The 26,944-nt window shown below is 63.1% G+C and carries 23 protein-coding genes; 9 read left to right on the top strand and 14 right to left on the bottom strand.

Annotation, left to right across the window (positions count from 1 at the left end; all coding sequences use genetic code 11):
* Nucleotides 1-133: 133 nt before the first annotated feature.
* From VA602_RS08690 to VA602_RS08665, 6 genes are all read right to left on the bottom strand, one after another.
* Nucleotides 134-649 (bottom strand): transposase, encoded by a 516-nt coding sequence (locus VA602_RS08690; RefSeq protein WP_323453012.1) that lies wholly within the window; start codon nt 647-649, stop codon nt 134-136.
* A 168-nt stretch (nt 650-817) separates the two neighbouring features.
* On the bottom strand, nt 818-1,435 hold the full coding sequence (locus VA602_RS08685) for an FKBP-type peptidyl-prolyl cis-trans isomerase (protein WP_054894067.1): 618 nt from the start codon (nt 1,433-1,435) through the stop codon (nt 818-820).
* A gap of 86 nt (nt 1,436-1,521) precedes the next feature.
* The gene (locus VA602_RS08680) at nt 1,522-1,827 is read right to left on the bottom strand and encodes a DUF6482 family protein (protein WP_054894066.1); all 306 of its coding nucleotides are present in this window, start codon (nt 1,825-1,827) and stop codon (nt 1,522-1,524) included.
* 136 nt (nt 1,828-1,963) lie between these two features.
* On the bottom strand, nt 1,964-2,452 hold the full coding sequence (locus tag VA602_RS08675; RefSeq protein WP_003247486.1) for a TIGR00645 family protein: 489 nt from the start codon (nt 2,450-2,452) through the stop codon (nt 1,964-1,966).
* Nucleotides 2,453-2,551: 99 nt separating this feature from the next.
* Complete coding sequence (locus VA602_RS08670; protein ID WP_054894064.1) at nt 2,552-2,890, bottom strand: PA4575 family protein; 339 nt, start codon at nt 2,888-2,890, stop codon at nt 2,552-2,554.
* A 160-nt stretch (nt 2,891-3,050) separates the two neighbouring features.
* Nucleotides 3,051-5,489, bottom strand: coding sequence for a Lon protease family protein (locus VA602_RS08665; protein ID WP_054894063.1), 2,439 nt, complete (start codon nt 5,487-5,489; stop codon nt 3,051-3,053).
* 253 nt (nt 5,490-5,742) lie between these two features.
* Here VA602_RS08665 and VA602_RS08660 point away from each other — a divergent pair, with 253 nt between their 5' ends.
* From VA602_RS08660 to VA602_RS08645, 4 genes are all read left to right on the top strand, one after another.
* On the top strand, nt 5,743-6,231 hold the full coding sequence (locus VA602_RS08660) for a DUF3015 domain-containing protein (RefSeq protein ID WP_125931424.1): 489 nt from the start codon (nt 5,743-5,745) through the stop codon (nt 6,229-6,231).
* Nucleotides 6,232-6,309: 78 nt separating this feature from the next.
* Nucleotides 6,310-8,163: an Lnb N-terminal periplasmic domain-containing protein gene (locus VA602_RS08655; RefSeq protein WP_323453011.1), complete on the top strand. Its 1,854-nt coding sequence runs from the start codon at nt 6,310-6,312 to the stop codon at nt 8,161-8,163.
* A gap of 110 nt (nt 8,164-8,273) precedes the next feature.
* The gene (locus VA602_RS08650) at nt 8,274-8,630 is read left to right on the top strand and encodes a hypothetical protein (RefSeq protein ID WP_054894060.1); all 357 of its coding nucleotides are present in this window, start codon (nt 8,274-8,276) and stop codon (nt 8,628-8,630) included.
* Nucleotides 8,631-8,698: 68 nt separating this feature from the next.
* Nucleotides 8,699-9,196 (top strand): GreA/GreB family elongation factor, encoded by a 498-nt coding sequence (locus VA602_RS08645; protein WP_323453010.1) that lies wholly within the window; start codon nt 8,699-8,701, stop codon nt 9,194-9,196.
* A 132-nt stretch (nt 9,197-9,328) separates the two neighbouring features.
* Here VA602_RS08645 and gdhA read toward each other — a convergent pair whose 3' ends face one another.
* The 3 genes from gdhA to VA602_RS08630 all read right to left on the bottom strand — a co-directional run bounded on the left by gdhA (nt 9,329) and on the right by VA602_RS08630 (nt 13,222).
* A complete protein-coding gene (gdhA, locus tag VA602_RS08640; protein WP_197893261.1) occupies nt 9,329-10,669 on the bottom strand; it encodes an NADP-specific glutamate dehydrogenase in 1,341 nt (446 codons plus the stop codon).
* A gap of 287 nt (nt 10,670-10,956) precedes the next feature.
* On the bottom strand, nt 10,957-12,624 hold the full coding sequence (gene ettA, locus VA602_RS08635) for an energy-dependent translational throttle protein EttA (protein ID WP_054894058.1): 1,668 nt from the start codon (nt 12,622-12,624) through the stop codon (nt 10,957-10,959).
* Nucleotides 12,625-12,817: 193 nt separating this feature from the next.
* Nucleotides 12,818-13,222, bottom strand: coding sequence for a hypothetical protein (locus VA602_RS08630; RefSeq protein WP_323453009.1), 405 nt, complete (start codon nt 13,220-13,222; stop codon nt 12,818-12,820).
* A 279-nt stretch (nt 13,223-13,501) separates the two neighbouring features.
* Between VA602_RS08630 and VA602_RS08625 the strand changes: the two genes are divergently transcribed.
* Both VA602_RS08625 and glyA read left to right on the top strand, forming a co-directional pair.
* Entirely contained in the window at nt 13,502-17,272 is a 3,771-nt protein-coding gene (locus VA602_RS08625) for a sensor domain-containing protein (protein ID WP_456154088.1), read from the top strand.
* A 323-nt stretch (nt 17,273-17,595) separates the two neighbouring features.
* The gene (glyA, locus tag VA602_RS08620) at nt 17,596-18,849 is read left to right on the top strand and encodes a serine hydroxymethyltransferase (RefSeq protein WP_054894053.1); all 1,254 of its coding nucleotides are present in this window, start codon (nt 17,596-17,598) and stop codon (nt 18,847-18,849) included.
* A 68-nt stretch (nt 18,850-18,917) separates the two neighbouring features.
* On the opposite strand, the gene yjiA is transcribed toward glyA, so the two are convergent.
* The 3 genes from yjiA to VA602_RS08605 all read right to left on the bottom strand — a co-directional run bounded on the left by yjiA (nt 18,918) and on the right by VA602_RS08605 (nt 22,250).
* Nucleotides 18,918-19,892: a GTPase gene (gene yjiA / locus VA602_RS08615; RefSeq protein ID WP_200603027.1), complete on the bottom strand. Its 975-nt coding sequence runs from the start codon at nt 19,890-19,892 to the stop codon at nt 18,918-18,920.
* Nucleotides 19,893-19,972: 80 nt separating this feature from the next.
* Nucleotides 19,973-20,170 (bottom strand): YbdD/YjiX family protein, encoded by a 198-nt coding sequence (locus VA602_RS08610; protein WP_054894051.1) that lies wholly within the window; start codon nt 20,168-20,170, stop codon nt 19,973-19,975.
* Nucleotides 20,171-20,183: 13 nt separating this feature from the next.
* A complete protein-coding gene (locus VA602_RS08605) occupies nt 20,184-22,250 on the bottom strand; it encodes a carbon starvation CstA family protein (protein ID WP_323453007.1) in 2,067 nt (688 codons plus the stop codon).
* 208 nt (nt 22,251-22,458) lie between these two features.
* Here VA602_RS08605 and VA602_RS08600 point away from each other — a divergent pair, with 208 nt between their 5' ends.
* The 3 genes from VA602_RS08600 (at nt 22,459) to VA602_RS08590 (ending at nt 24,838) form a co-directional block, all read left to right on the top strand.
* Nucleotides 22,459-22,599, top strand: coding sequence for a hypothetical protein (locus tag VA602_RS08600; protein WP_323453006.1), 141 nt, complete (start codon nt 22,459-22,461; stop codon nt 22,597-22,599).
* An 86-nt stretch (nt 22,600-22,685) separates the two neighbouring features.
* A complete protein-coding gene (locus VA602_RS08595; RefSeq protein ID WP_125931417.1) occupies nt 22,686-23,060 on the top strand; it encodes a PilZ domain-containing protein in 375 nt (124 codons plus the stop codon).
* A 260-nt stretch (nt 23,061-23,320) separates the two neighbouring features.
* Nucleotides 23,321-24,838: a nucleobase:cation symporter-2 family protein gene (locus VA602_RS08590; protein ID WP_323453005.1), complete on the top strand. Its 1,518-nt coding sequence runs from the start codon at nt 23,321-23,323 to the stop codon at nt 24,836-24,838.
* A 51-nt stretch (nt 24,839-24,889) separates the two neighbouring features.
* Here VA602_RS08590 and VA602_RS08585 read toward each other — a convergent pair whose 3' ends face one another.
* On the bottom strand, nt 24,890-26,230 hold the full coding sequence (locus VA602_RS08585) for a TolC family outer membrane protein (protein WP_323453004.1): 1,341 nt from the start codon (nt 26,228-26,230) through the stop codon (nt 24,890-24,892).
* Between the two features lie 4 nt (nt 26,231-26,234).
* On the bottom strand, nt 26,235-26,944 hold a 710-nt coding region (locus VA602_RS08580; protein WP_323453003.1), incomplete at its 5' end, for an HlyD family type I secretion periplasmic adaptor subunit.

The raw sequence follows: 26,944 nt of genomic DNA, 5'->3' as shown, positions 1-26,944 counted from the left end.
ACCAACTCCTTGAGCGCCGCATGTTTGTCCGGCCTCTGCTGGCATTTGATCTGGTAATAGAAGGTGCTGCGCGCCAACCCCACGATCTGCAGAAGATCAGGCAGCGGATACCTGTGTCTGAATTTGCAGACGATCAGGGCTTTTTCGTCCGTGTTCGCTCCTTCTCCTCCCGCAGAGCCTTTAACTCCTTTAAGACATCATTCTCCATGCGCAGATATTCGAGCTCGCTCAACAACTGCTCACGGGATTTCTCTGCGTCGTTGGTGTCGGTGGGCTTGATGGGCTTAATTTTCTTCGGCACGGCTGGTTTTCTTTGCTTGGCGACAGAGGCTGCGGGACTGCCACTGTAGTACTGCCGCAGCCAAATGCCTATCTGTGAGGACTGACCGAGATCAAAGTGCGCTGCGGTTTGGCGCAAGGACAAGTGATGTTCAAGCATGTGTTTGAGCACTCGCTGCTTGAGCGCCTCGGTGTAGCGGCGACCATTCGAGCGCGGACTGAGGCTGGCACCGGCTTGGTAACCGGCAACCCAGCGCCGAAGCAGGCTGCAATCGATGCCAAAGTGATGTGCCACCTTGCGAAAGCCGTTACTGCCTTCCAGGTAGGCGGTGATAGCCGTGAGCTTGAACTGCTCTGTGTATTTGCCCATCGATCCCCCAAGGGTTGGATTTGTGTCCAACTTCTTGGGGGCAGTCCAGGGATTGGGCTGGTCTTTAGATTTTGAACAAGACAGTTGCTCCCACCAGTAAACCTGCGCATTAGAGCCTGCAGGGCACATGTGGGAGCGGACTGGTCCCGCGATGAAGACAACGCAGTCTTACAGAACGTCGAGCAGCTCGACGTCGAACACCAGCACGCTGTGCGGCGGGATGCTACCAACGCCTTGCGCGCCATAGGCCAGCTCGCTCGGCACGTACAGGCGCCACTTGCTGCCAGCGTTCATCAGTTGCAGCGCTTCGGTCCAGCCAGCGATCACGCCACCTACCGGGAATTCGGCAGGCTGGCCACGCTCGTAGGAGCTGTCGAACACGGTGCCGTCGATCAGGGTGCCGTGGTAGTGGGTACGCACGTTGTCTTCGCGGCTCGGCTTGGCGCCGCTACCAGCGGTCAGCACTTCGAACTGCAGGCCCGAAGCCAGGGTGGTGATGCCGTCACGCTTGGCATTCTCGACCAGGAAGGCCTTGCCCTCGGCGGCGGCGGCTTCGGCTTTGGCGGCAGCTTCGGCCTGCATCACCTCGCGGATAACCTTGAAGCTGGCAGACAGGTCGGCTTCGCTGACACGGCTGTCGGCACCGTTGAAGGCGTCGGTCAGGCCAGCGAGAATCGCTTCCAGGTTCACGCCTGGTGGTGGGTTGTCGCGCAGCTGGCCGCCCAGCTGACGGCCGATGCCGTAGCTGACGCGGGATTCGTCGGTGGACAGGTTGAGTTCGGACATTGGCTTGCTCCGCTTAAGGGCGCACTGCATCCGCGCCCTTGGTCAAAAGGGCAAGCAGCCTAGCACACTGGGGCCGCGCTAAGCAGCTACCAGGCCGAACGCTGGGATATCGGGACCTTGAGGTCTTCCTCCGGGTGGCTGCCCATCCCGCACATCTCATCCTGCACCGACCAGTGCACCAGGTTCATCGATAGCATGGGCAGGGCTTGCAGGAGCAAGCGAGCATCTTCGACCGAGTGCACCCGCAGGCGCTCGCCACGGGGATCGTTCAACGGATGGGCATGACCCTTGATCCGGGCCTCGAGCAGGTAATCGCCGCCTTCGATGGCGATCAGGTTGAGTTCATCGACGTGGCCGGCCCTGGCCTCGGTATTGAGCTGATGCAGGTTCATGGATGCACCTCGCTGTGGGAAGCCCACATAATTGCTCATTTTTTGTACAGAAGCCGGGATTAGACAAGAGGCCACTCGTCGGTCGGAAGCACGTCGCCCTTCTCGCGGGCGAACTCGCGAGAAGGGCGATACCGACTCAATGCTTGGTCAGCTTGTCCAGATAGCCCATGCAGAAGGCCGAGACCACGAAGGTCATGTGGATGATCACGTACCACATCAGGTAGTCGGTGGAGATGTTCTGCGCATCCATGAACACGCGCAGCAGGTGGATCGAGGAAATAGCCACGATCGACGCCGCAACCTTCATCTTCAGCGAAGAAGAGTCCATCTTGCCCAGCCAGTTGAGCTTCTCCTTGCTCTCGTCGATGTCCAGTTGCGAGACGAAGTTCTCGTAGCCGGAGATCATCACCATCACCAACAGGCCGCCGACCAGCGACATGTCGATCAGCGACAGGATCACCAGGATCAGGTCCGCTTCGCTCAGCGCGAAGACGTTGGGCAGGACGTGGACCACTTCCTGGAAGAACTTCAGCGCCAGCGCCAGCAAGCCCAGCGACAGGCCGAAATAGATGGGTGCGAGCAGCCAGCGAGAGGCATACATCGCGTTTTCGAGAATACGTTCCATGGAGGATAGGGACTCATGAGATGACTGGAAAAGCGTGCGCGAGTATAGCCAGCCATCAATGACAGCAAAAGTCTGCGGCGGGTTGCCGCAGAGTCCTCTTCAATTATCCGGACGGAACTGGTAGTCCCCGATATTGCGGCAACGTTCTCCGTTGATCCGCCGCAATTGCGCCTGCAGGTGCAGGCACCAGATCTGCGGGTCTTCAGCCACCTGGTAGCCGTGCAGGGTCAAGCTGTCGACAACGGCGTTCATCACCGATTCGGCCACCATCGGCCCATGAAACGGCCCTTGTGCCTTGATCGCCGAAGGCTGTTCACCGGACATGCCGGCGGCAAACAGCAAGGTCCACATGCCGTTGTCGCCGGCCAGCGGACGGATGCTGCACTCGATGCGGGTCACCAGGCCAAGGCACTGGCGGGTGAGGCTGAGGTTGCGCATGGCGGCGTCCCCTCTGAGAAGCCCTGTTCAGCCTGCAAGACAGGCTGTTTCCATCCTGAACCCTGAAAACTCCTTAAGTTCCAGCATAGATGACAGGTGGGCGTTGCTGGAAAACCGGCGCTGAACGGTAGCACTTGGCCGCCAGCGCCGGATTATTGACTCAGGCCGGCTTGGCCTGGGCCACCATCTCCTCCAGCCGTTCCTTCTCGGCCTCCTTGATCTCTTCCTCGCTGATCATCTCGGCGATGACCCGCAGACGCTCGACCACCCGCGCGTTGACGCTGCCTTCAGGGAATTCGCCCTTCTCGTCCGGCGTCCCGGCATCCTCGCCCACCAGCAGGCTCAGCGCTTCATCGGCCTGGCTCACCGCATAAACATGGAAGCGCCCGGCTTCGACCGCCTGCAGCACGCGCTCGTCGAGCATCAGCGTGGCAACGTTGGCGCGCGGGATGATCACCCCTTGCTCGCCAGTCAGGCCACGCGCTTCGCACAGGCGGAAGAAGCCTTCGATCTTCTCGTTGACCCCGCCCACCGCTTGCACTTCGCCGAACTGGTTGATCGAACCGGTGATGGCGAAGCACTGCTTGAGCGGCGTGCGCGACAACGCCGAGATCAACGTACAGGCCTCGCCAAGCGAGGCACTGTCGCCGTCCACATAGCCATAGGACTGCTCCAGGGCAATGCTCGCCGAGATCGCCAGGGGGAATTCCTGGGCGTAGCGGCTGCCCAGGTACCCGGTGAGGATCATCACGCCTTTGGAGTGGATCGGCTGGCCGAGGTTGACCTCACGCTCGATGTCGACGATGCCGCTGCCACCGGGGTAGACCGTGGCGGAGATCCGCGCAGGCATGCCAAATGCCGAATCGCCGACCTCCAGTACCGTCAGGCCGTTGCACTTGCCGATGGCAGCGCCTTCGCTGTCGATCAGGATGATGCCGGCGAGCATGTCATCGAGCACCCGCTGCGACACCCGCCCGGTGCGGGTTGCCTTGGCCTTGAGCGCACGCTCGATGTGGCCTGCGTCGGTCATCTCGTCGTTGGCCAACTGGCGGATGAAGTCCGCCTCGCTGACCAGCTGGAACAGGTCGCCGATACGCGCCGAGAGCCGCGACTGGTTCTCTGCCAGGCGCGCGCTGAAGGTCGCCAGGCGCGCCACGGCATCGCTGGTCAGCGGCGCCATGCCCTCTTCATTGGTACGCGTACGCAGCAGCTGGGCGAACTGCTCGAGGTTCTCGTCGACCATCGGCATGTCTTCGTCGAAGTCGACCAGGACGCGGAACATCTCCTGGAAGTCCGAATCGTGGTCCTGCAGCGCGTAGTAGAGCTGACGCGAGCCGATGATCACCAGCTTGACGTTGAGCGGGATCATCTGCGGCGTCAGGGTGACGGTGGCGATGCGGCCCAGCTCGCCCAGCGGCGACTCCATTTTCAGCTTGCGCGACTGCAGCGCGCGCTTGAGTGCATCCCAGACGAAGGGCTCGCCCAGCATTTTTTCCGCTTCCAGGATCAGGAAGCCGCCGTTGGCGCGGTGCAATGCACCGGGACGCAGCTGGCGGTAGGAAGTGGAAAGCGCGCCCTGGTCAGTGCTGTACTCGATGCGACCGAACAGGTTGTCGTAGGTCGGGTGCGGCTCGAACACCACCGGCGCGCCGCCATTGACCGGATGCCCCACCACCAGGCTTGGCGCGTACTGCTCTTCAAGCATCTTGCGCGCCACCGCGTCGGTCTTGGCATCGTCGACCAGTTGCTCGACCACGGTGCGCAGCAGGTTCAACTGCACCGACTGCAGGTAGGCGCACACCGCAGCGTTCTCGGCGTACTTCTCCGACAGAGGGGCCAGTAGCGGTTGCAGGGCCAGGGTGATAGTTTCTTCGTTCAGTTCGCGCAGCTGATTGTTCGACTCGCGCTTCCACTGCGGCAGGCTGGACAGCTCCTCGTTGAGACGCTCCTCCAGCTCGGCGATGTCTTCGTGGAACTGCTCGCGGACCTCTTCAGGCAACTGGGCGAACTCGGCCTCATCCAGCGCCTTGCCGTCGGCCATGGGGGTGAAGGCGACATTGCTGGCGTCGCGGTACAGCGCCACGTCCTTTTCCAGCGACGCGCGTTCGATCACATCCAGGGCACGGTCGTAGCGCTGGTTGAAGGCGCGATCGATGGCGCCCTTCTTCTGTTGGTAGGACGGGTGCTCGAACACCGCCGGGAAGGTCGCCAGCAGGTTGCCGATCAAACCGTTCATGTCGGCGATGAACTCGCCAGCAGTGCCTGCCGGCAACTCCAGCGCGCGCGGCTCGCGGGTGTCTTCGAAATTGTTGACGTAGACCCGGTCAGCCGGGGTCTGCTGGCGCTTGCCCTCGGCCTTGAGGTAGCGCTTGACGAAGGAGAAGCGGCCGGTGCCCGGCTCGCCCATCACATAGACGTTGTAGCCAGGGCGTGGCATGGCCACGCCGAACTGCAGGGCCTCGACGGCACGCTCCTGGCCCAGTACTCCGCGAAACGGCTCCAGATCATCGGTGTTGGTGAAGGCAAACTGCTCGGGGGAAAAACGCCGGGTCAGGGCTTCGGGCGCGAGACGCAGGCGCGCAGCAACAGGATCGGGCATTGGGTTTCCTTACTTCGGCGGGGCGGATACGCAGCATTCTGGCGCCGGGGGCGCGCGCCTTGCAAGGCTCCGCGGGACTTTATGTCGCAGGCGTTAAAAAGGTTTGTCCAAGATTTTTTCGCAATCAACTACGCAACTATTGGATCGTGCCTAAACTCCAAACTGCGCGGGTGGGTAAAACGCTTCCCCGTCCTGGCAGTGAACTGCCAGACAACCCTGATCATTGATACGTATCGAAAAAGAGAATAACGCTATGAAACGGATTCTTCTGGGTACCTTGTTCGCCGCGGTTTCGATCAATGCCATGGCCGAAGCGCCAGGCGGCCCGAACTGCGGTTGGGGCAACCTGCTGTTCGAAGGCCAGCGCGGCACTCCGGCGCACTTCCTGGCCTCCACCACCAACGGCACCTCCGGTAACGCCACCTTCGGCATGACCTCCGGCACCAACGGCTGCTCCACCAAGGCCGCGCTCACCTACGGCGGTAAATCGTGGCTGGCCATGAATGGCACCATGAACGAACTGTCCGAAGACATGGCCCAGGGCCAGGGCGAAGCCTTGACCACCTACGCCGTGGTACTGGGCGTCAAACCCGAAGACCGCGCGCACTTCGCCTCGGTCACCCACGACCACTTCCAGCAGATCTTCAGCAGCGCCAACGTCACTGCCGAAGATGTCCACAACAACACCATCGCGGTCCTGAAAAAAGATCCGCAACTGGCGAAATACGCTGCCGAAGCGTAAGTTCGACCCTGCCCGCCCCGCTTGCGGGGCGGGTTTCGCCCGCCTCCCTTCGGCATCATTCAGAAGTAGTTGCCCGATATGCTCAAACGCTTCGCCTACCTGACGTTATGCGCCTGCGCCCCTGCCTACGCGACACCTTCATTGGATGAGGCGCGCGTGCAGCAGTTGGCCGCCGACCGCTACTGGATCGCACTGGGTCACTACGAAACCGCCAAACTGGGCGGTTGGCGCAGTTATGTGGACGACGACAAATTTTTTCTCGCCGAGGACGGCGCCCATCATCCGGATCGCGAACTGCGGGCCACGGTCGATGCGCTGTATGCCCCGGCCAGCCTGGGCGACAAACACGCCCAATGCGTCTTTCCGGCGCGCACCCGCTGGCTGCGCGAGCAACTGCAGCTCAGCGACCTGCCGACCCCGGACTGCCAGGAATACAGCCGCTGGTACGCCGACGTCGCACCGCACAGCGCAGTGCTGATCTTCCCGGCGGCCTACCTCAACAGCCCGTCCTCGATGTTCGGCCATACCCTGCTGCGCATCGACAAGGCCGACACCCGCAGCAACGACACCACGCTGCTCAGCTACGCGATCAACTTCGGCGCCTATATCGAAGGCAGCGACAACAGCATCATCTACGCCTGGAAAGGCCTGATGGGCGGCTACCCCGGGCTGTTCGCGATGATGCCGTACCAGGAGAAACTCTCCGAATACCGCAGCCTGGAGAACCGCGACCTGTGGGAGTACCAGCTGGACCTGACGCCTGAAGAGACCGGGCGCATGGTCGAGCACGTCTGGGAACTCAAGCAGGTGCAGTTCGACTACTTCTTCTTCGACGAGAACTGCTCCTACCGCCTGCTGGAGCTGCTGCAGGTCGCCCGCCCCGGGCTGGACCTGACCTCGCAGTTCCCGCTCACCGCCATCCCCACCGACACGGTCAAGGCCGTCAAGCAGTCGGGGCTGGTGTCCGATGTGCGCTACCGGCCATCGCGCGAACGCGAGCTGCTGGCCCGCGCCGAGCCACTGGACCATCACGAAAAACAGCAGGTATTGGCCGTCAGCGCCGACACCGCGCAATTGCAGAGCCCCGAGTTCACCGCCCTGCCCCGCGAACGCCAGGCCTTGGTACAAGATGCCGCCTATCGCCTGGAACGCTACCGCGCCACCGGCCAGGAGCGTGACCCCGAACAGGCCAAGCGCAGCTTCGAGCTGCTGCGGGCAATCAACCGCAACCCGCCGCCACCGCTGCAGATCGAACGCCCCGGCCTGCCTGAGGACGGTCACCAGTCGCGGACCTGGCAGTTGGGTGTCGGCACCCGCGAAGACCGCGCCTTCGCCGAATATGGCTTGCGCATGGCCTACCACGACCTCAACGACAACGCCTACGGCTTCCCGCTCGGCGCACAGATCGAGATCCTCCAGCTCAAGCTGCGCCAGTACGAGGGCAACGACTGGCAGGTGCAACGCCTCGACCTGGCCACCATCCGCTCACTGACCCCGCGCAACGAGCTGCTCAAACCCTGGTCGTGGCAGGTGGCCGGCGGCCTCGAGCGGGTGCCGGGCAAGCATGACGACGAAGTGTTGGTCAGCCACGTCAACGGTGGCGGCGGTGGCACCTGGCAGCTCGCCGACGGCCTGCTGGGCTTCGCTCTCGGTACGGTGCGGGTCGAACACCACAACGACTTCGCCGAGTTCATCTCGCCGGCAGCCGGTTTCAATGGCGGCCTGCTGTGGCGCAACGGGCTGGGCAACATGACCCTGGAGGCGAAAGGCGATTACTTCACCAATGGCGAAGTGCGGCGCAGCCTGAGCCTGAACCAGCAGTGGGAGATTTCGCAGAACCTGGGCCTGCGGTTGAGCGCCAAGCGCGAGTTCAGCCACCTGGCCACCGCGCAGAACGAGGTGATGCTCGAATTGAAGTGGTATCAGTACTGATACCACTCACAGGGATTCACATCATGACGTGCAATCCTTCGACGGCGTTTTGACATCGCCACGACAATCCGCGACCTAGACTTCCCCTATCACCCGGAGGTCCAGAGTCTATGTTGCGGTACGCGTTCGCCCTGTGGATAACCCTGCTGCTGGTCGGCTGCCAGTCCACCCACGAGCAGATGCTCGACCAGGGCTATCCACCGGCCTATGCCGATGGATTCCAGGACGGCTGCAGCAGCGGCCGCCAGGCAGCAGGGCTGATGGTCGGTGATTTTCGCAAGGACGTGCCGCGCTACCTGCACGACCGCCGCTACGAAAGCGGTTGGGACGACGGCTTTCGCCAGTGCCATGCCATGCAGAACAGCGAAGACACGCGCCAGTACCGAGAGCGCTACTGGGACGAGCGTGACCGCGACTGGCAACAGGAAAAAGACCGCGGTGCCGCGCGCGCCTATCGCCACAATTAGGTCGCAGCCAGACATTCAGGGAAACCCGACAGCCCTCACCATGGTCTCCAGAAACAAGGAGGCCGTTCATGAGCCGAGCATTCGTCAACGAAGACCAGGCCGCCGCCCAGGCCAGCCAGCCGGTGGAGCGACGGGTCAGCGACCAGCCCAACTACGTCACCGCCAGCGGGCTTGCACAGTTGCAGCAACGCGTGGCGGCGCTCATTGCCCTGCACAGCGATCTGCAAACCCAGGGTGAGCATGCCGACAAACAGCGCCTGGCCGATACCGAGCGCGACCTGCGCTATTTCCGGGCGCGCGTACAAAGCGCCCAGGTGGTGCCACCTGCAACCTCGCAGGACAAGGTGCAGATCGGTAGCCGGGTGAGGTTCGTCGATGAGCAGGATGAGGAGCACAGGGTGCAGCTGGTCGGGGAAGATCAGGCCGATGCAGCGCGGGGGCTGATCAACTGGGGCTCACCGCTGGGGCGGGCGCTGCTTGGCGCGGGGCCTGGGGATGAAGTGGTATGGCGGCGGCCTGCGGGGGATCTGTCCATCGAGGTGGTCGAGATCCTAGGAGAGGGTTAGGGGCTGCTGCGCAGCCCAATCGCGATTCCTGCAGGAACAACTGTCTTGCTCAAAATCTAAAGACCAGCCCAATCCCTGTGGGAGCGGGCTTGTCCCGCGATTGGGCCGCAAAGCGGCCCCGACGATCTCGAATCAGACCACGCCCTGCGCCAGCATGGCATCCGCCACTTTCACGAAGCCGGCGATGTTCGCGCCCTTGACGTAGTTGACCGACCCATCGGCCTCCTCGCCATAGTGCACGCAGGCATGGTGGATCGACTGCATGATCGCATGCAGCTTGCTGTCCACCTCACCCGCCGTCCACAGCAGGCGCATGGCGTTCTGCGACATCTCAAGGCCCGACACCGCGACGCCACCGGCATTGGACGCCTTGCCCGGTGCAAACAAGGTGCCGGCTTCGATGAACACATCCACCGCTTCCAGGGTGGTCGGCATGTTGGCGCCTTCAGCCACACAGATGCAGCCGTTGCTCAGCAGTGTGCGGGCATCCTCGAGGTCCAGTTCGTTCTGCGTGGCGCACGGCAGGGCGATGTCGCACGGCAGGCTCCACGGCGTCTGGCCCTTGCGGAACTCCAGGCCAAAACGCTCGGCCAGCTCGCTGATGCGACCGCGCTTGACGTTCTTGAGCTCCAACAGCGCATCCCACTGCTCGTCGTTCAGCCCGGCCTCGCAGAACAGCGTGCCCTCGGAGTCGGACAGCGAAATCACCTTGCCGCCCAGGTCCATGACCTTGCGCGCAGCGTACTGGGCGACGTTGCCAGAACCGGAGATGGCCACGCGGCGGCCATCGATGCGCAGGCCCTTGCGCTTGAGCATCTCCTCGGCGAAATACACGCAGCCGTAGCCGGTGGCCTCAGGACGGATAAGGCTGCCGCCGTAGGTCATACCCTTGCCGGTCAGCACCGAGGTGAACTGGTTGGCCAGGCGCTTGTACTGGCCGAACATGAAGCCGATCTCACGGGCGCCCACACCGATATCGCCGGCCGGCACGTCGAGATCGGCACCGATGTGGCGGTACAGCTCGCTCATGAACGCCTGACAGAAGCGCATGACTTCGGCGTCGCTCTTGCCCTTGGGGTCGAAGTCCGAGCCGCCCTTGCCGCCCCCCATGGGCAGCGAGGTCAGCGAGTTCTTGAACACCTGCTCGAAGGCCAGGAACTTGAGCACACCCAGGTTCACCGACGGATGGAAACGCAGGCCGCCCTTGTACGGGCCGATGGCGCTGCTCATCTGGATGCGATAGCCGCGGTTGACCTGGACCTTGCCCTGGTCATCGACCCACGACACACGAAACAGTACCGCACGCTCCGGCTCGACCATGCGTTCGAGAATGCCGGCCTGCAGGTAGTGGGGATTGGCTTCGAGGAATGGCCAGAGACTGCGCAGCACCTCTTCGACGGCCTGGTGGAATTCGGGTTGGGCAGGGTCACGCTGCTTCAGGCGTGCAAGGAAATGGTCGACGGATTCGATCATGGTAGACATCTCACCAAGAGGATTGGACTTATTGATTTTTCCCGGACTCTATCAAGAAGCAATCGCACTGGAACAGGGCAAAATGTCGTTTTTCTGAATTTTTTTGGTGCGTTTTATATAAATGTATACAAATTGTCACCGAGGTGTGGCATTCGCGGGCAAGCCCGCTCCTACAGGGAAGCGTGCATGTAGGAGCGGGCTTGCCCGCGAATGAAGCCACCACCGCTTCCAGCCAGGCACAAAAATGGGGCCCCTGAGGGCCCCATCCTTGTGCAACTGAAACCGGCTTACTGCGCCAGCTTCTTGTGCCGTACCCGATGCGGCTGGGCAGCGGCGTCGCCCAGGCGCTTCTTGCGATCGGCTTCGTACTCGGTGTAGTTGCCCTCGAAGAACACCACGTTCGAATCATCTTCGTAGGCCAGGATGTGGGTCGCCACACGGTCCAGGAACCAACGGTCGTGGGAAATCACGATGGCGGCGCCCGGGAAGTCCAGCAGGGCTTCCTCCAGCGAACGCAGGGTCTCGACGTCGAGGTCGTTGGACGGTTCGTCGAGCAGCAGGACGTTGCCGCCCTCTTTCAAGGTCAGCGCCAGGTGCAGACGGCCACGCTCACCACCGGAGAGGTCCTTGACGAACTTCTGCTGGTCGCCGCCCTTGAAGTTGAAGCGGCCCACGTAGGTACGCGACGGGATCTCGTAGTTGCCGATGCGGATCTGGTCGGAACCGTCGGAGATCTGCTGGAACACGGTCTTGCTGCCGTCCAGGTCCTCGCGGCTCTGGTCGACGCAGGCCAGTTGCACGGTTTCACCGATCTCGATGCTGCCCGAGTCCGGCTGCTCCTTGCCCATCAGCATGCGGAACAGGGTCGACTTACCGGCACCGTTACCACCGATAACGCCGACGATGGCGCCTTTTGGCATGGAGAACGACAGGTTGTCGATCAGCACGCGATCGCCATAGCCCTTGGAGACATTCTTGAACTCGATGACCTTGTCGCCCAGGCGCGGACCTGCCGGGATGTAGATCTCGTTGGTCTCGCTGCGCTTCTGGAATTCCTGCGATTGCATCTCTTCGAAACGCTGCAGACGGGCCTTGGACTTGGACTGGCGAGCCTTGGCGCCTTTGCGCACCCACTCCAGTTCCTCTTTCATGGCCTTCTCGTGGGCGCTTTGCTGCTTGGATTCCTGCGCCAGACGCTCCGACTTGGCTTCCAGCCAACCCGAGTAGTTGCCTTCGTACGGGATGCCCGCGCCGCGGTCCAGTTCCAGGATCCAGCCGGCGACGTTGTCGAGGAAGTAGCGGTCGTGGGTAATGGCCACCACGGTGCCGGGGAAGTCGTGCAGGAAGCGCTCCAGCCAGGCTACCGAGTCGGCGTCCAGGTGGTTGGTCGGTTCGTCCAGCAGCAGCATGTCGGGGGCCGACAGCAGCAGGCGGCACAGGGCCACACGACGCTTCTCGCCACCGGACAAGTGTTCGATCTTCGCGTCCCAGGCCGGCAGGCGCAGGGCATCGGCGGCGACGTCCAGCTGACGCTCCAGGTTGTGGCCGTCGGCGGCCTGCAGGATGGCTTCGAGCTTGGCCTGCTCGGCGGCCAGCTTGTCGAAGTCGGCATCCGGGTCGGCGTAGGCCGCGTAGACTTCGTCCAGGCGCGCCTGGGCATCCTTGATCACGCTGACCGCTTCCTCGACCACTTCGCGCACGGTCTTGCTCGCGTCCAGCTGGGGCTCCTGCGGCAGGTAGCCGACATTGATGTCGGGCATCGGACGGGCTTCGCCATCGAATTCCTTGTCGACACCCGCCATGATCCGCAGCAGCGTGGACTTACCGGCGCCGTTCAGGCCCAGTACGCCGATCTTGGCGCCGGGGAAGAACGACAGGGAGATGTTCTTGAGAATTTCCCGCTTCGGCGGCACGACCTTGCTCAGCCGATGCATGGTGTAGACGTATTGAGCCAAAACCAAGCCCTCTATATGGATAGGTAAAGACATCGACGAGCGCCCTGAACGGGTCAGGGCGATCTGTATTCGAGGTGTCGTTGAACAAAGGTGGCCATTCTACGCCAAGTCTTGGTGAATGGCTGCCATGTGCGGGATCTGAACGTCGGCACAGTAGGCGCGGCGGTTGGCCGAGCCCACTGTGCCAAAACGATCAGACGTGGCGCTGCTTGCCCTTGCCGCGTGGCAGGCGCGATTGCCCGCTTTCTTCGGCCAGGCGCGCGGCCCAGGCGGCCTTGACGCTGAAACCGCCGGTCCGGGCCGGGGTCTCGACGGTCTTGCCGGCCGGCTTGCTTGCCGGTTTGCTCACAACCTTGGCCGCAGGCTTCACCTCGGCGGCAACAACCGCGACTTCGGCCGGCTCGACCGCAGCCTTGGCCGACTTGCGCAGCTCGGCCAGCGACGGCGTCTTGCGCAGCGCAGATGCCGCGTCGGGCTTGGCGAACGAGCGCTGGCAGGACTTGCAGGATACGTCGTCGGCCACGGCAGTGCTGACCAGGGTCTGACTGCTGCGCCCACAGGCGGAATCGAGGCCATTGGTGGAATAGTGGGTAACCAAACCGTGCTTCTCCGATGCGTTGATTATGAAACGGCCGGCATTCTCGCACAGGTTGCAGGGGCTTGCCGAACGCCCGGTCGGCGCCGGGGCGAGACATATTGGCTGGCACTTTGCCATAATCCAAGGCATGCTAGCCGCTTTCGTATGTCCGGCCTTATAGTGCGCCACGGCGGCATGCCGCGTGCATGATCTCCCCTGCCTTCGCCAGCCCAATCGCAGGACCAACGCTTGACCAACTTCATCCAACCGCCCATCCAGCGCCCTGCGCCGTCTGCTTCGTTGCGAGGCTCGCTGAAGGGTGCGCTTGCTCTGCTGGCCCTGGTCCTGCTGGGTCTGTTGTTCTGGCAACTGTTCTCGCAGTTCCGCCACACACAGGCCGACCTGCGCCAGCAAAGCGTGGCGACGAGTGCGGAACTGGCCGACCACCTCACCCTGAACATGGCGCTCAAGGCGCAGCAAGCCATGAATCTGGTGCAGCCCTACGTCAAGCCACCGTCACCGGCGGCGTTGCCGGCGCTGCTGCAGACCCTCAGGGGACGCTTGCCGGCCTTGCGCGGCCTGGCCTGGCTGGACAGCAATGGGCAGATCCGCGGCGACAGCCTGCGCGACAGCCCAGACCGTCAAACGATCGACGGCCTGGTGCGCCTGAATCAGGGTAATGCCTACTTCTATGGCAATTCGAGCGACAACCAGCTGGTCTACCTGCTGCTGCGCCAGCCCGCCGAACAGGATCGCGGCTACTGGCTGCTGCGCCTGTCCACCGACTACTACCAGGAGCTGACCAGCAAGCTCAACACGCCGATCCACCCGCTCTGGCTGCTGGAAAACAGCCGTGACGGCGCGGTGATCGAGCGCAGCGGTGTCGCCCACGCCAACCCATCGGCGCTGCACAGCGTGCTGCTGGCCTTCATCGACAACAGTACCTGGCAGGTCCGCGGCCTGTACGACCCGACCTCGGCCCGCGAGAAACTGTTGCCCGCGCTGCTGGGCAAGAGTTTGCTGGTGCTGTTCTGCGCCCTGCTGCCGGGCCTGGCGTTGATCAACATGCGCCGTCGCCAGCGTGCCTTGCAGGAAGATCGCCGGCGCTATCAGGATATCTTCGAGAGCACCGGCGTGGCCCTGTGCGTGCTCGACCTGTCGAGCCTGCCCGGCCAGCTCGATCGTTACCACCTGCGCAACCTCGCCGCACTCAAGCAAAGCCTGGCACTGGAGCCGGGCCTGCGGCGCAACCTGCTGCAGGAACTGAAGATCACCGAGATCAACGAAGTTGCACGCCAGTTGCTCAACGTGACCTGCAACGAGGGCGCCTGGCAACGGCTGATCGAGGGTAGCGGCGATGGCCGCGAGAGCATCGGCATGCAGTTGCTCGACGCGCTGATCGAGCAGCGCGCACAGTTCGAGCTCGAAGTACGCCTGCCCGCGCCACTGGGTGGCGAGCTGCACCTGTGGCTGATGGCCCGCCTGCCCCAGCAGCGGCGCGACTACCAGGCCGTGATCCTCAGCATCAGCGACATCACCAGCCGCAAGCAGGTCGAACTGTCGCTGCTCGAACGTGAAAGCTTCTGGTCGGACGTCGTGCGTACCGTACCCGACCAGCTCTACGTTCAGGACGTGCACAACCGACGCATGATCTTCAGCAACCGCCACCTGGGACAAACCCTGGGCTACGACCGCTCGGAACTTGCGCAGATGGGTGATCACTTCTGGGAGCTGCTGCTACACCCCGAGGATGCGGAGCACTACCGCAGCCTGCGCCAGCAACAGCGCGACAGCGGTCACAGCCAGTCACTGCACTGCCAACTGCGTTTCCGCCACCGCGACGGCGGCTGGCGCTGCTACGACATCCGCGAGCAGGTCCTGGCCCGCGATGGCGAAGGCCAGGTCACGCGGATCATCGGTGTGGGCAAGGATGTCACAGTGCAGATCGAGGCCAGCCAGTCGCTGCGTGACAGCGAGCAGCGCTACCGGATGCTCGCCGAAAGCATCAGTGACGTGATCTTCTCCACCGACAACCAACTGCAGCTCAACTACATCAGCCCCTCGGTGCAGACGGTGCTGGGCTACTCGGTGGACTACATCTTCGACAACGGCTGGCCATCGATCATCGCCAACCCCTCCCAGCTCAGCGGCATGCAGACGCTCATGGAGCGGGTCAGCAAGGCGCTGGACGACCGCGAGCAACTGCGCCAGTTGCGCAGCCAGCTGCCGACCCAGGTATTCCTGTTCGACTGCCTGCGTGCCGACGGTCGCAAGATACCCATCGAGCTGCGCCTGGTGCTGGTGTGGGACGACCACGAGCGCTTCGAGGGCGTCCTTGGGGTAGCGCGCGATATCAGCCAGCAACGACGCGCCGAGAAAGACCTGCGCATGGCCGCGACGGTATTCGAGCACTCGACCTCGGCGATCCTGATCACCGACCCGGCGGGCTACATCGTCCAGGTCAACGAGGCCTTCAGCCGGGTCAGCGGCTATGCGCCCGATGAAGTACTCGACCAGCGCCCGAACATGCTCACCGTCGAAGGCCAGCAGGACGCGCACCTGGGCTATGTGCTCAAGCAACTGAACCAACGCGGCACCTGGGAAGGTGAAGTGTGGCTCAAGCGCCGCAGCGGCGAGCACTATCCGGCCTGGGTCGGCATCACCGCGGTGCTCGACGATGAGCGCGACCTGGCCAGCTATGTGTGTTTCTTCACCGACATCAGCGAGCGCAAGGCCAGCGAGCAGCGCATCCACCGCCTCGCGTACTACGACGCCCTCACCCACCTGCCCAACCGCACCCTGTTCCAGGACCGTCTGCACACGGCATTGCAGCAGGCCGAGCGGCACAAGTCGTGGGTGGTGCTGATGTTCCTCGACCTTGACCGTTTCAAGCCGATCAACGACTCCCTCGGCCACGCCGCCGGCGATCGCATGCTCAAGGACATGGCCGAGCGCCTGCTGGCCTGTGTCGATGAAGACGACACCGTGGCGCGCATGGGCGGCGACGAGTTCACCCTGCTGCTGCAGTCGCGTACCAGCCGTGAAATGGCGCTGAACCGCGCCATTCACGTGGCCGAGAACATCCTCGCCAGCCTGGTGCGGCCATTCGTGCTGGAGAGTCGCGAGTTCTTCGTCACCGCCAGTATCGGCATCGCCCTCAGCCCGCAGGACGGTAACGAGCTGAGCCAGCTGATGAAGAACGCCGACACGGCGATGTACCACGCCAAGGAGCGCGGCAAGAACAACTTCCAGTTCTACCAGGCCGACATGAACGCCAGCGCCCTGGAGCGCCTGGAGCTGGAAAGCGACCTGCGTCACGCCCTGGAGCAGAACGAGTTCATTCTTTACTACCAGCCGCAGTTCAGCGGCGACGGCAAGCGCCTGACCGGCGCCGAGGCGCTGCTGCGCTGGCGCCATCCACGCCGCGGCCTGGTGCCGCCGGGCGACTTCATCCCGGTGATCGAGGAACTGGGCCTGGTAGTGGACGTCGGCGACTGGGTGTTGCGCGAGGCCAGCCGCCAGCTCAAGGCCTGGCACAAGGCCAAGGTGCGGGTGCCGAAGGTGTCGGTGAACATCTCGGCCCGGCAATTCTCCGACGGCCAGCTGGGTAAGCGGATCGCCAACATTCTCGAGGAGACCGGCCTGCCGCCGGCGTGCCTGGAGCTGGAACTGACCGAGAGTATCCTGATGCGCGAGGTCAACGAGGCCATGCAGATCCTCGACAGCCTGAAGAACCTGGGGCTGAGCATCGCGGTGGACGACTTCGGCACGGGCTATTCATCGCTCAACTACCTCAAGCAGTTCCCCATCGACGTGCTGAAGATCGACCGTACCTTCGTCGACGGCCTGCCCGAAGGCGAGCAGGATGCGCAGATCGCACGGGCGATCATCGCCATGGCCCACAGCCTCAACCTGGCGGTGATCGCCGAAGGCGTGGAGACGCATGAACAGCTGGAGTTCCTGCGCGAGCACGGCTGCGACGAAGTCCAGGGCTACCTGTTCGGCCGTCCGATGCCGGCCAACCAGTTCGAGGCGCAGTTCAGCAACGAAACCTTGTTCATGTTCCAGTGATCGTGCCGCCACGCAGTCCCTGTAGGAGCGGGCTTGCCCGCGAAAAGGACACCGCGCCGCCTGGCACGGGCTACGCCCGTGTTCGCGGGCAAGCCCGCTCCTACAGGGTGGGCTGCCCCCAAGAAGTTGGACACCAATCTAGCCTCCACCAGGCATCGAAAAAACGGACTTCGGGGTCAACTAGCGCCCCATCTCAGCCCAGTCCCGGTGCGGCCTGCAACATGAAGCCCATTGGTCCGCGACTTGATGCCACTTCATATGCCAGCCCCGACCCAATCGGTTAGAATGCCATCCCAATTCAGCCCCGATCCTTGAGGACCGCCATGTTCAGCCGTGATTTGACCATTGCCAAGTACGACGCCGAGCTCTTCGAAGCCATGCAGCAAGAAGCTCTGCGCCAGGAAGAGCATATCGAGCTGATCGCTTCGGAAAACTACACCAGCCCAGCGGTCATGGAGGCCCAGGGCTCGGTTCTGACCAACAAATACGCCGAAGGCTACCCAGGCAAGCGCTACTACGGCGGTTGCGAGTACGTCGACGTCGTCGAGCAGCTGGCCATCGACCGCGCCAAGGAACTGTTCGGCGCCGACTACGCCAACGTCCAGCCGCACGCTGGCTCGCAAGCCAACGCTGCTGTCTACCTGGCCCTGCTGTCGGCCGGTGATACCATCCTGGGCATGAGCCTGGCCCACGGCGGTCACCTGACCCACGGCGCCAGCGTCAGCTCCTCGGGCAAGCTGTACAACGCCGTCCAGTACGGCATCGACGGCAACGGCCTGATCGACTACGACGAAGTCGAGCGCCTGGCTGTCGAGCACAAGCCGAAGATGATCGTCGCCGGCTTCTCCGCCTACTCGCAGGTCCTGGACTTCGCCCGCTTCCGCGAAATCGCCGACAAAGTCGGTGCCTACCTGTTCGTCGACATGGCCCACGTCGCTGGCCTGGTCGCCGCTGGCGTGTACCCGAACCCAGTACCATTCGCCGACGTGGTCACCACCACCACCCACAAGACCCTGCGTGGTCCACGTGGTGGCCTGATCCTGGCCCGCGCCAACGCCGACATCGAGAAGAAGCTGAACTCCGCAGTCTTCCCGGGCGCCCAGGGTGGCCCGCTGGAGCACGTCATCGCCGCCAAGGCGATCTGCTTCAAGGAAGCGCTGCAGCCCGAGTTCAAGGCCTACCAGCAGCAAGTGGTGAAGAACGCCCAGGCCATGGCCAGCGTGTTCATCGAGCGTGGTTTCGACGTCGTTTCCGGCGGCACCGAAAACCACCTGTTCCTGCTGTCGCTGATCAAGCAGGAAATCTCGGGCAAGGACGCTGACGCCGCACTGGGCAAAGCCTTCATCACCGTGAACAAGAACTCGGTCCCGAACGACCCACGTTCGCCGTTCGTCACCTCGGGCCTGCGCTTCGGCACCCCAGCCGTCACCACCCGTGGTTTCAAGGAAGCCGAGTGCCGCGAGCTGGCCGGCTGGATCTGCGACATCCTCGCCGACCTGAACAACGAAGCGGTGATCGACGCCGTTCGCGAGAAGGTCAAGGCCATCTGCAAGAAGCTGCCGGTGTACGGCAACTGATTGGCAATCGCCTGATGTGAAAAAGCCCGGCCTTGTGCCGGGCTTTTTGCTGATGTCTTGCGGCCCTGTCAGCCGGCCAAGGCGGCAAAACCCTCGCGTATGCTGTCTTGCGGCAGCTCATCACCGATGAACACCATCACGCTTTCGCGCGCCTCGCCCTCCTTCCACTCGGCATCCCAGTCGAAGCCATACAGCTTGAGCACGCCCTGGAACACCAGCCGGCGGTCCTCGCCTGCGATGTTCAGTACTCCCTTGTAGCGCAGCAATTGCTTGCCGTGCTCTTCCAGCAGCTCGTTCATGAAGTCGCTGAGCCGATCGATATCCAGCGGCTTTTCCGTGCGCAGCACAAGGGTGGAGATACGGTCCGGGGTCGCGGGCTTGAGCACCGGGCGCAGGGTCGGCCTCGGGCTCAGTCCCAAGTCCGGGTTGAGATTGAAACCGCGCACATCGAGCAGCTCGGCCAGGTCGATACGGCCATGCTCGACCACGCGAATCTGTGCACGGCCATTGATCCGCGCCAAACGCTCGCGCAGCGCGTCGACCACGTCTGCTTCGACCAGGTCCGTCTTGCTCAGCAGCAGGCGATCGGCAAACCCGACCTGGGCCTGGGCGATGGTCTGGGTCAGGTGGAACTCGGCATGCTTGGCGTCCACCAAGGTGATGATGCCGTCGAGGATATAGCGCTCGCGCAGCTCCTCGTCAATGAAGAAGGTCTGCGCCACCGGCGCCGGGTCGGCGAGGCCGGTGCACTCGATTACCAGACGATCGAAGGCGATTTCACCGGCATCCAGGCGTTCGAGCAGCAGGTACAGGGCACGGGTGAGGTCGCCATGGATGCTGCAGCACACACAACCGTTGGCCAGGGTCATCACCTGTACCGGTTCGTCGCCCAGCAGCTGGCTGTCGATGCCCGCCTCGCTGAATTCGTTCTCGATCACGGCGATCTTCAGGCCATGCTCGGCCTTGAGCATGTGCTTGAGCAGGGTGGTCTTGCCAGCACCGAGAAAGCCAGTGAGCACGGTGACGGGAATGGGGGTATGCACGCGTTTGCCTCCATTGAAGCCGAAAATGACTGTGGGAGCCCGATTGCGCGGGCTCCCACAGGTTCAAGCAGGGTGCAGGTTCAACAGCACTTGGGGCCGGCTTTGCCGCCATAACGAGCTTCCTGGCGCTCCTTGAAGAAGTCCTCGTAGCTCATCACCGGCTTGTCCGGATGCTTGTTCTGCATGTGCTCGACATAGGTGTCGTAGTCGGGCATACCAACCATCAGTCGGGCAGCCTGCCCCAGATACTTACCCAGCCGACCCAGGTCGTTGAACATCGCTGCAATCCTCTCAAGCGTCAGGCAGGGCCTGGAACGGGGTTTCCTTGTCGCTGCGCTCCTTGCGACCCAAGGCGGCGATGCCGACCTTGATGGCGAAGAACAGTACGCTGAACACCACCACCAGGAACAGCACCGTGAGACCGGCGTTGGTGTAGGCGTTGAAGATCACGTGCTGCATCTGGCCGATGTCCTTGGCCGGTGCCAGGACCTGACCGGCATCCAGCGCGGCGCTGTACTTCTTGGCCAGGGCCAGGAAGCCGACCGCAGGGTTCGGGTCGAACAGCTTGATCAGGCCTGCGGTGGTGGTGCAGATCAGCAGCCACAGCGCCGGCAGCAAGGTGACCCAGATATAGCGCTCGCGCTTCATCTTGATCAATACCACGGTGCCGAGCATCAGCGCGATACCGGCCAGCATCTGGTTGGAGATACCGAACAGCGGCCACAAGGTGTTGATACCGCCCAACGGGTCGATCACACCCTGGTACAGCAGGTAGCCCCACAGCGCCACGCAACCGGCGGTGCCGATCAGGTTGGCCGTCCACGACTCGGTGCGCTTGAGCGCTGGCACGAAGCTCCCCAGCAGGTCCTGCAGCATGAAGCGCCCGGCACGGGTACCGGCATCCACGGCGGTCAGGATGAACAACGCCTCGAACAGAATCGCGAAGTGGTACCAGAAGGCCATGGTGTTCTCACCCGGCAGTACCTGGTGGAGGATCTGCGCGATCCCCACCGCCAGCGTCGGTGCACCACCGGCACGCGCCAGGATGGTGTGCTCGCCGATGTCACGGGCAGTGGCCTCGAGCTGCTCGGGGGTGATGGTGAAGCCCCAGCTGCTGACGGTCTGCGCCACCGACACGACGTCGGCACCGACCACGGCGGCCGGGCTGTTCATGGCGAAGTACACACCCGGCTCGATCACCGAAGCAGCGACCATGGCCATGATGGCGACGAACGACTCCATCAGCATGCCGCCGTAGCCGATGTAGCGGGCGTTGGTTTCGTTGTCCAGCAGCTTGGGCGTGGTGCCCGAGCTGATCAGGGCATGGAAGCCGGACACCGCGCCGCAGGCGATGGTGATGAACAGGAACGGGAACAGGGTGCCCTTCCACACAGGCCCCGTACCGTCGGTGAACTGGGTCAGGGCCGGCATCTTCAGCTCAGGCGCAATGATCAGGATACCGATGGCCAGGCCGATGATGGTGCCGATCTTGAGGAAGGTCGACAGGTAGTCACGCGGTGCCAGCACCAGCCACACCGGCAGCACGGCAGCGACGAAGCCATAGCCGACCAGCATCCAGGTGATCTGCACGCCGGTGAAGGTGAACGCCGGGCCCCACACCGGATCGGCCGCGATCACGCCACCCAGCCAGATCGATGCCAGCAGCAGCACCACGCCGATCAGCGAAATCTCGCCAATGCGACCCGGGCGGATGAAGCGCATGTAGATGCCCATGAACATGGCGATCGGGATGGTCGCCATCACCGTGAACATGCCCCACGGGCTCTCGGCCAGGGCCTTGACCACGATCAGCGCCAGCACCGCGAGGATGATGATCATGATCAGGAAGCAGCCAAACAGGGCGATCGTGCCCGGAATGCGGCCCATTTCCTCACGCACCATGTCGCCCAGCGAACGGCCGTTACGGCGGGTGGAGAGGAACAGGACCATGAAGTCCTGCACGGCCCCTGCCAGTACAACGCCGGCAATCAGCCAGAGCGTACCGGGCAGGTAGCCCATCTGCGCGGCGAGCACCGGACCGACCAGCGGGCCGGCGCCAGCGATGGCGGCGAAATGGTGACCGAAGAGGATGTGCTTGTTGGTCGGGACGTAGTCCAGGCCATCGTTGTTGAGTACCGCCGGAGTAGCCCGGCGCGGATCGAGTTGCATCACCTTGGTGGCGATGAACAGGCTGTAGTAGCGGTAGGCGACCAGGTAGATGGCCACAGCCGCAACCACGATCCACAAGGCGTTGATGGCTTCACCGCGACGCAGGGCGACCACACCCAGCGCACAGGCTCCTACGACTGCCAGCGCCAGCCACGGAATGTGACGTAGCAGGCTGTTATTGTTATTCATGGCATGCTTCCAGCTAAGTGGTTGGAATAGACAGCTCACTGAGTCTAGGGCCTGCTTGCCAGCTTTACCATATCGAATTGCACCCTGCCCGCGCCGCCCTAGAGCGGCGCGGGCAGGGTGCGTAAAGCGACCTGATATTTCTATCAGTTGTGCCGTAGCCCAGGCCGCCCGAATATTTCGACATCGCTGATCGGACAGAGATGTCGCAATGAAGAACCGTATCCGAGCCATACAAATCGGCTTGCTCGTGCTGTTGGCGGCAGGGATTCTGTTCGCGCTGCAGGCCCGCAAGGAGCCGCTGGTCACCCCCACGCCGCGCCAGCACGCAGAACTACCCAGCACCCGGTAGGGCACGCAGGCTGAATCGCATCAGTCGCCGCCAGGCCGCAACAAGCGTGGCTGGTCTATAGTCAGATCAACTGACGAGGATCCGCCATGACACATCCCTCTGGAACTGACGAGCGCAGGCGCTTCCAGCGCATCGACTTCGACGCCCCCACCGAACTGCGCCAGGGCGACCGACAGTGGCCAGTGAAACTGCTCGACCTGTCGCTCAAAGGCCTGCTGATCGAACGGCCAGCGCCCTGGGATGCCGACCTTACGCAGGATTTCGATGCGCTCATCCACCTCGACAAAGAGGTCACGGTCCACATGCAGGTGGAATTACGCCACGAAGAACCCACTCGGCTGGGTTTCGTCTGCCTCTATATAGACGTTGACTCGATGACCCATCTGCACCGTCTTGTGGAACTGAACCTGGCCGACAGCACCGAAATGATGCGCGAGCTGCGCGAACTTATCGAAGATTGAAATCTTTTAGCTTGCTAAGAACATGACCGACCCGCATTTCCTGCCTACCTAGACAGCTTTTCACGGGCTGCCGAGCTTTTTGTACACACCCTTCTAAACCGCCTTTCCCATGTTGGAACGCTATCTGCATTGCGGTCAGAGACACCGCCCTGCCGGATCTGCGGCTGCCCAGATCAAAATATTGTATACAATTTGTCTGGCAATATTTTGTCGGAGCTGTCTACAGTATCGGCACAACAATAAACAGAGAGCCTGCTCCAATGACTACGTCCAACAGCACGTCTCCTGCCAAGCGCCCCGAGGACGAAAACCTCGGGCTTGGTGCCAACCTGGCTTATGGCCTGCAGCATGTCCTGACCATGTACGGAGGGATCGTGGCCGTGCCACTGATCCTGGGTCAGGCCGCCGGCCTGGCCCCGGCGGAGATCGGCCTGCTGATTGCCGCATCGTTGTTTGCTGGCGGACTGGCCACCCTGTTGCAGACTCTGGGCCTACCCTTCTTCGGCTGCCAGTTGCCACTGGTGCAGGGCGTGTCGTTCGCTGGCGTGGCCACCATGGGCGCGATTCTCGGCAGCCAGGGCGGCGGGGGCCTGCCGGCGGTGCTGGGCGCAGTCATGGCAGCATCGCTGATCGGCTTTCTGATCACTCCGGTGTTCTCGCGGATCACCAAGTTCTTCCCGCCGCTGGTGACCGGCATCGTCATCACCACCATCGGCCTGACCTTGATGCCGGTGGCCGCACGCTGGGTGATGGGTGGCAACAGCGCCTCGCCGGAGTTCGGCAGCATGGCCAACATCGGCCTGGCGGCGCTGACCTTCGCCATCGTCCTGCTGCTGAGCAAGCTGGGCAGCGCCAGCATCTCGCGCCTGTCGATCCTCCTGGCGATGGTTGCCGGCACGCTGATCGCCTGGGCACTGGGCATGGCCGATTTCAGCAAGGTCGGCGAAGGCCCGGTGTTCGCCTTCCCTACCCCGTTCCACTTCGGCATGCCGACGTTCCAAATCGCGGCGATCCTGTCGATGTGCATCGTGATCATGGTGACCCTGGTGGAGACCTCGGCGGATATCCTCGCGGTGGGTGAGATCATCGACACCAAGGTCGACTCCAAGCGCCTGGGCGACGGCCTGCGCGCCGACATGGCATCGAGCATCCTGGCGCCGATCTTCGGCTCCTTCACCCAGAGCGCGTTCGCCCAGAACGTCGGCCTGGTGGCCGTGACCGGGGTGAAGAGCCGCTACGTGGTGGCCACGGGCGGGGTGATCCTGGTGGTGCTTGGCCTGCTGCCGATCATGGGCCGGATCATCGCCGCAGTACCCACCCCGGTCCTGGGCGGCGCAGGCATCGTGCTGTTCGGCACCGTGGCGGCGAGCGGCATCCGAACCCTGTCGAAGGTGAACTACAAGAACAACGTCAACCTGATCATCGTGGCGGCCTCGCTGGGCTTCGGCATGATCCCCATCGCCGCGCCGAGCTTCTACCATCAGTTCCCCAACTGGTTCGAGACCATCTTCCACTCGGGCATCAGCTCGGCGGCGATCATGGCGATCCTGCTGAACCTGATCTTCAACCACTTCAAGGCCGGCAATTCGGACCAGCAGTCGGTGTTTGCCGCGGGGTACGAGCGCACCATCCAGTATTCGGACATCTCGGTGCTGCGCGATGGCGACTACTTCAAAGATGGCAAGCTGTTCGATGCCGATGGCAATGAAGTGCCGGTGATGGACATCGATGAACATGGCGAACAGGTGCTCAGACGCAAGGCGGTGGCGGAGCACTGACCAGGATGCAAAGCCTGTAGAAGCGGGGCAGCCATCAAGGCGACACCGCCTTCAACCGCGCGCCACGAAGTACCCGTTCAATATCTCCACATCCTTGGCATCCAGTACTCCCGCCAAGTAGCGCAACTGCACCCAGGCCCGCAGGTACTCATGCCGGGCCTGGGCCAGATCACGCCGCGCCCCGTACAGCTGCTGCTCGGCATCGAGCACATCGAGGTTGACCCGCTCTCCCCCCTGCACGCTGCGCCGAGTCGCCTCGACCAACGCACTGGCAGCATTCACCGCCATCCCGTAGGCGCGGATCTTCGCGGTGCTGCTGGCGCACAGGTTGAACTGGCGACGCAACTGATTGAGCGTGTCGCTGACCTGCGCATCGACCTGGAACTGCAAGCCATCTCGCTCCGCCTGTGCCTGGCGCACCCGCGCCGACACACCGCCACCGGCGAACAGCGGCACACTCAGTTGGATGCCAACACTGTCGGTGTCATAGCGCTGGTTGTAGGTGCTTTCCGAACTCGAACTGGAAATGCCCTTGCTCACGTAGGCACTCAAGCTCGGCAGGTGCCCTGCACGCTGACGCTCCACACCTTGGTCAGCGACATCCAGGGCATGTCGCTGGCTGGCCAGCTCGGCGTTATGCGCCACGGCCAGGTCGCGCCAGGGCTCGAAGCGCGCCGGTATCAGCGGCTGCACGGCGAGTGCCGGCAACATCGGCGCAAGGTCTTCGGCGCTCATCGCCTCGCCGGTGATCGCCTGCAGGCTGCGCAGCGCCGCGTCGAGGTTGTCGCCAGCCTCGATCTCCTGGGCCTGGGCCAACTCGTAGCGGGCACGGGTTTCCAGCACGTCGGTGCGGGTGCCCTCGCCATTCTTGAGCAGGCGCTCGTTGAGCTGCAGTTGCTCGGCGTAGGTGCGCCGCTGGGCCTGGGCCAGGGCAATCTGCTCGTCGGCGAACAATGCTTCGCTGTAGGCCGAAAACACCCGCACCATCATTTCCTGGCCGCGACCGCGCAGGCGCTCGTCGGCCAACGCAGCCTGGGCCACGCCTCGGCGATAGTCGCTCCATACGGCGTAATCGAACAACGGCTGCTGCAAGGTCAGGGTCGAGCTGTAGCTGCGGTAATCACGCTGGCTGGTGACATCACCGAGCTGGCTGCGCTGGGTCACTTCCGAGTCGTTGCGGGCACGGTTGTAGCGGTAGGAAAGATTCGGCAACAGCCCCGCGCGACCGATGGCGAGGTTCTCGACACCCGCGTCGCGCTCGGCGATTGCCGCGCGCAGGGTCGGATCGTTGCGCAGGGCCAGGGCATAGGCATCGCTCAGGTCCAGGGCTTGCGCTGGCAATACCAGGCCCGACAACACGCCCGACAATACAGTGGGCAACAACAGGCGCATCGGCTCACTCCTCGCTCAGGGCGATATGCACCCGGTCGGCCAACGGTTTGAACAGGTAGCTGAGCAGCGAGCGCTCGCCACTGCGCACGAACGCTTCCACCGGCATACCGGGGCGAATATCCAGCCCGGCGAGCTGCCGCGCGCCCTCGTCGCTGACCTTGATGCGCACCTGGTAGTACGGCTGCTGGGTCTTTTCATCGAGCAGGCGGTCCGCCGAGACCAGGCTTACCTCACCTGCCACCCGTGGCGTGGTGCTCTGGTTGAAAGCGACGAACAGCAATTCCACCGGCAAGCCCGGTCGCAAGCGATCGACCAGCTCCACCGGCGCCCGAGCATCGACCAGCAACGGCGCATCGCTGGGGACGATTTCCATCAACTGCTGACCGCGCGCGATCACCCCGCCGTTGGTGAACACACTCAAGCCCACCACGGTACCGGCGACCGGCGCACGCACCTGGGTGTGGGCCAGGTCGAACTCGGCGCTGCGCAGGCGATTGCCCAGGTCCTCGGCGCTGGCCTGGGACTCGCTCAACTGCTGGCGCACCTCGTTCTGGAATTCCTGACGGCGCTGGCTGGCACGCAGTTTCAGCTCCTGGACCTGGCGCCGGGTGCGACCGATATTGCCAAGGTCTTCGGCAATCGAGCCGTTGACCTGCGCCAGCAGGCGCTCGCTGTCGAGCAGACGGTTGCGCGGAATGTAGCCGTCACGGGCCA

The sequence above is a fragment of the Pseudomonas machongensis genome (genome assembly GCF_034961125.1).
GTDB classification, from domain to species: Bacteria; Pseudomonadota; Gammaproteobacteria; order Pseudomonadales; family Pseudomonadaceae; genus Aquipseudomonas; species Aquipseudomonas machongensis.
Note: the sequence above shows the minus strand (reverse complement) of the source record. Positions and strands in the feature narration are given on the sequence as shown.

Excerpts from the sequence above, each read along its gene's own strand:
- VA602_RS08610 (WP_054894051.1), bottom strand. The coding sequence starts at position 20,170 with ATGTTCAACGACCTGGGTCGGCTGGGTAAGTATCTGGGGCAGGCTGCC.
- VA602_RS08605 (WP_323453007.1), bottom strand. The coding sequence starts at position 22,250 with ATGAATAACAATAACAGCCTGCTACGTCACATTCCGTGGCTGGCGCTG.
- VA602_RS08680 (WP_054894066.1), bottom strand. The coding sequence starts at position 1,827 with ATGAACCTGCATCAGCTCAATACCGAGGCCAGGGCCGGCCACGTCGAT.
- VA602_RS08595 (WP_125931417.1), top strand. The coding sequence starts at position 22,686 with ATGACACATCCCTCTGGAACTGACGAGCGCAGGCGCTTCCAGCGCATC.
- VA602_RS08685 (WP_054894067.1), bottom strand. The coding sequence starts at position 1,435 with ATGTCCGAACTCAACCTGTCCACCGACGAATCCCGCGTCAGCTACGGC.
- VA602_RS08690 (WP_323453012.1), bottom strand. The coding sequence starts at position 649 with ATGGGCAAATACACAGAGCAGTTCAAGCTCACGGCTATCACCGCCTAC.
- VA602_RS08590 (WP_323453005.1), top strand. The coding sequence starts at position 23,321 with ATGACTACGTCCAACAGCACGTCTCCTGCCAAGCGCCCCGAGGACGAA.
- VA602_RS08655 (WP_323453011.1), top strand. The coding sequence starts at position 6,310 with ATGCTCAAACGCTTCGCCTACCTGACGTTATGCGCCTGCGCCCCTGCC.
- VA602_RS08670 (WP_054894064.1), bottom strand. The coding sequence starts at position 2,890 with ATGCGCAACCTCAGCCTCACCCGCCAGTGCCTTGGCCTGGTGACCCGC.
- VA602_RS08665 (WP_054894063.1), bottom strand. The coding sequence starts at position 5,489 with ATGCCCGATCCTGTTGCTGCGCGCCTGCGTCTCGCGCCCGAAGCCCTG.
- VA602_RS08650 (WP_054894060.1), top strand. The coding sequence starts at position 8,274 with ATGTTGCGGTACGCGTTCGCCCTGTGGATAACCCTGCTGCTGGTCGGC.
- gdhA (WP_197893261.1), bottom strand. The coding sequence starts at position 10,669 with ATGATCGAATCCGTCGACCATTTCCTTGCACGCCTGAAGCAGCGTGAC.
- VA602_RS08585 (WP_323453004.1), bottom strand. The coding sequence starts at position 26,230 with ATGCGCCTGTTGTTGCCCACTGTATTGTCGGGCGTGTTGTCGGGCCTG.
- glyA (WP_054894053.1), top strand. The coding sequence starts at position 17,596 with ATGTTCAGCCGTGATTTGACCATTGCCAAGTACGACGCCGAGCTCTTC.
- VA602_RS08645 (WP_323453010.1), top strand. The coding sequence starts at position 8,699 with ATGAGCCGAGCATTCGTCAACGAAGACCAGGCCGCCGCCCAGGCCAGC.
- VA602_RS08660 (WP_125931424.1), top strand. The coding sequence starts at position 5,743 with ATGAAACGGATTCTTCTGGGTACCTTGTTCGCCGCGGTTTCGATCAAT.
- VA602_RS08600 (WP_323453006.1), top strand. The coding sequence starts at position 22,459 with ATGAAGAACCGTATCCGAGCCATACAAATCGGCTTGCTCGTGCTGTTG.
- VA602_RS08675 (WP_003247486.1), bottom strand. The coding sequence starts at position 2,452 with ATGGAACGTATTCTCGAAAACGCGATGTATGCCTCTCGCTGGCTGCTC.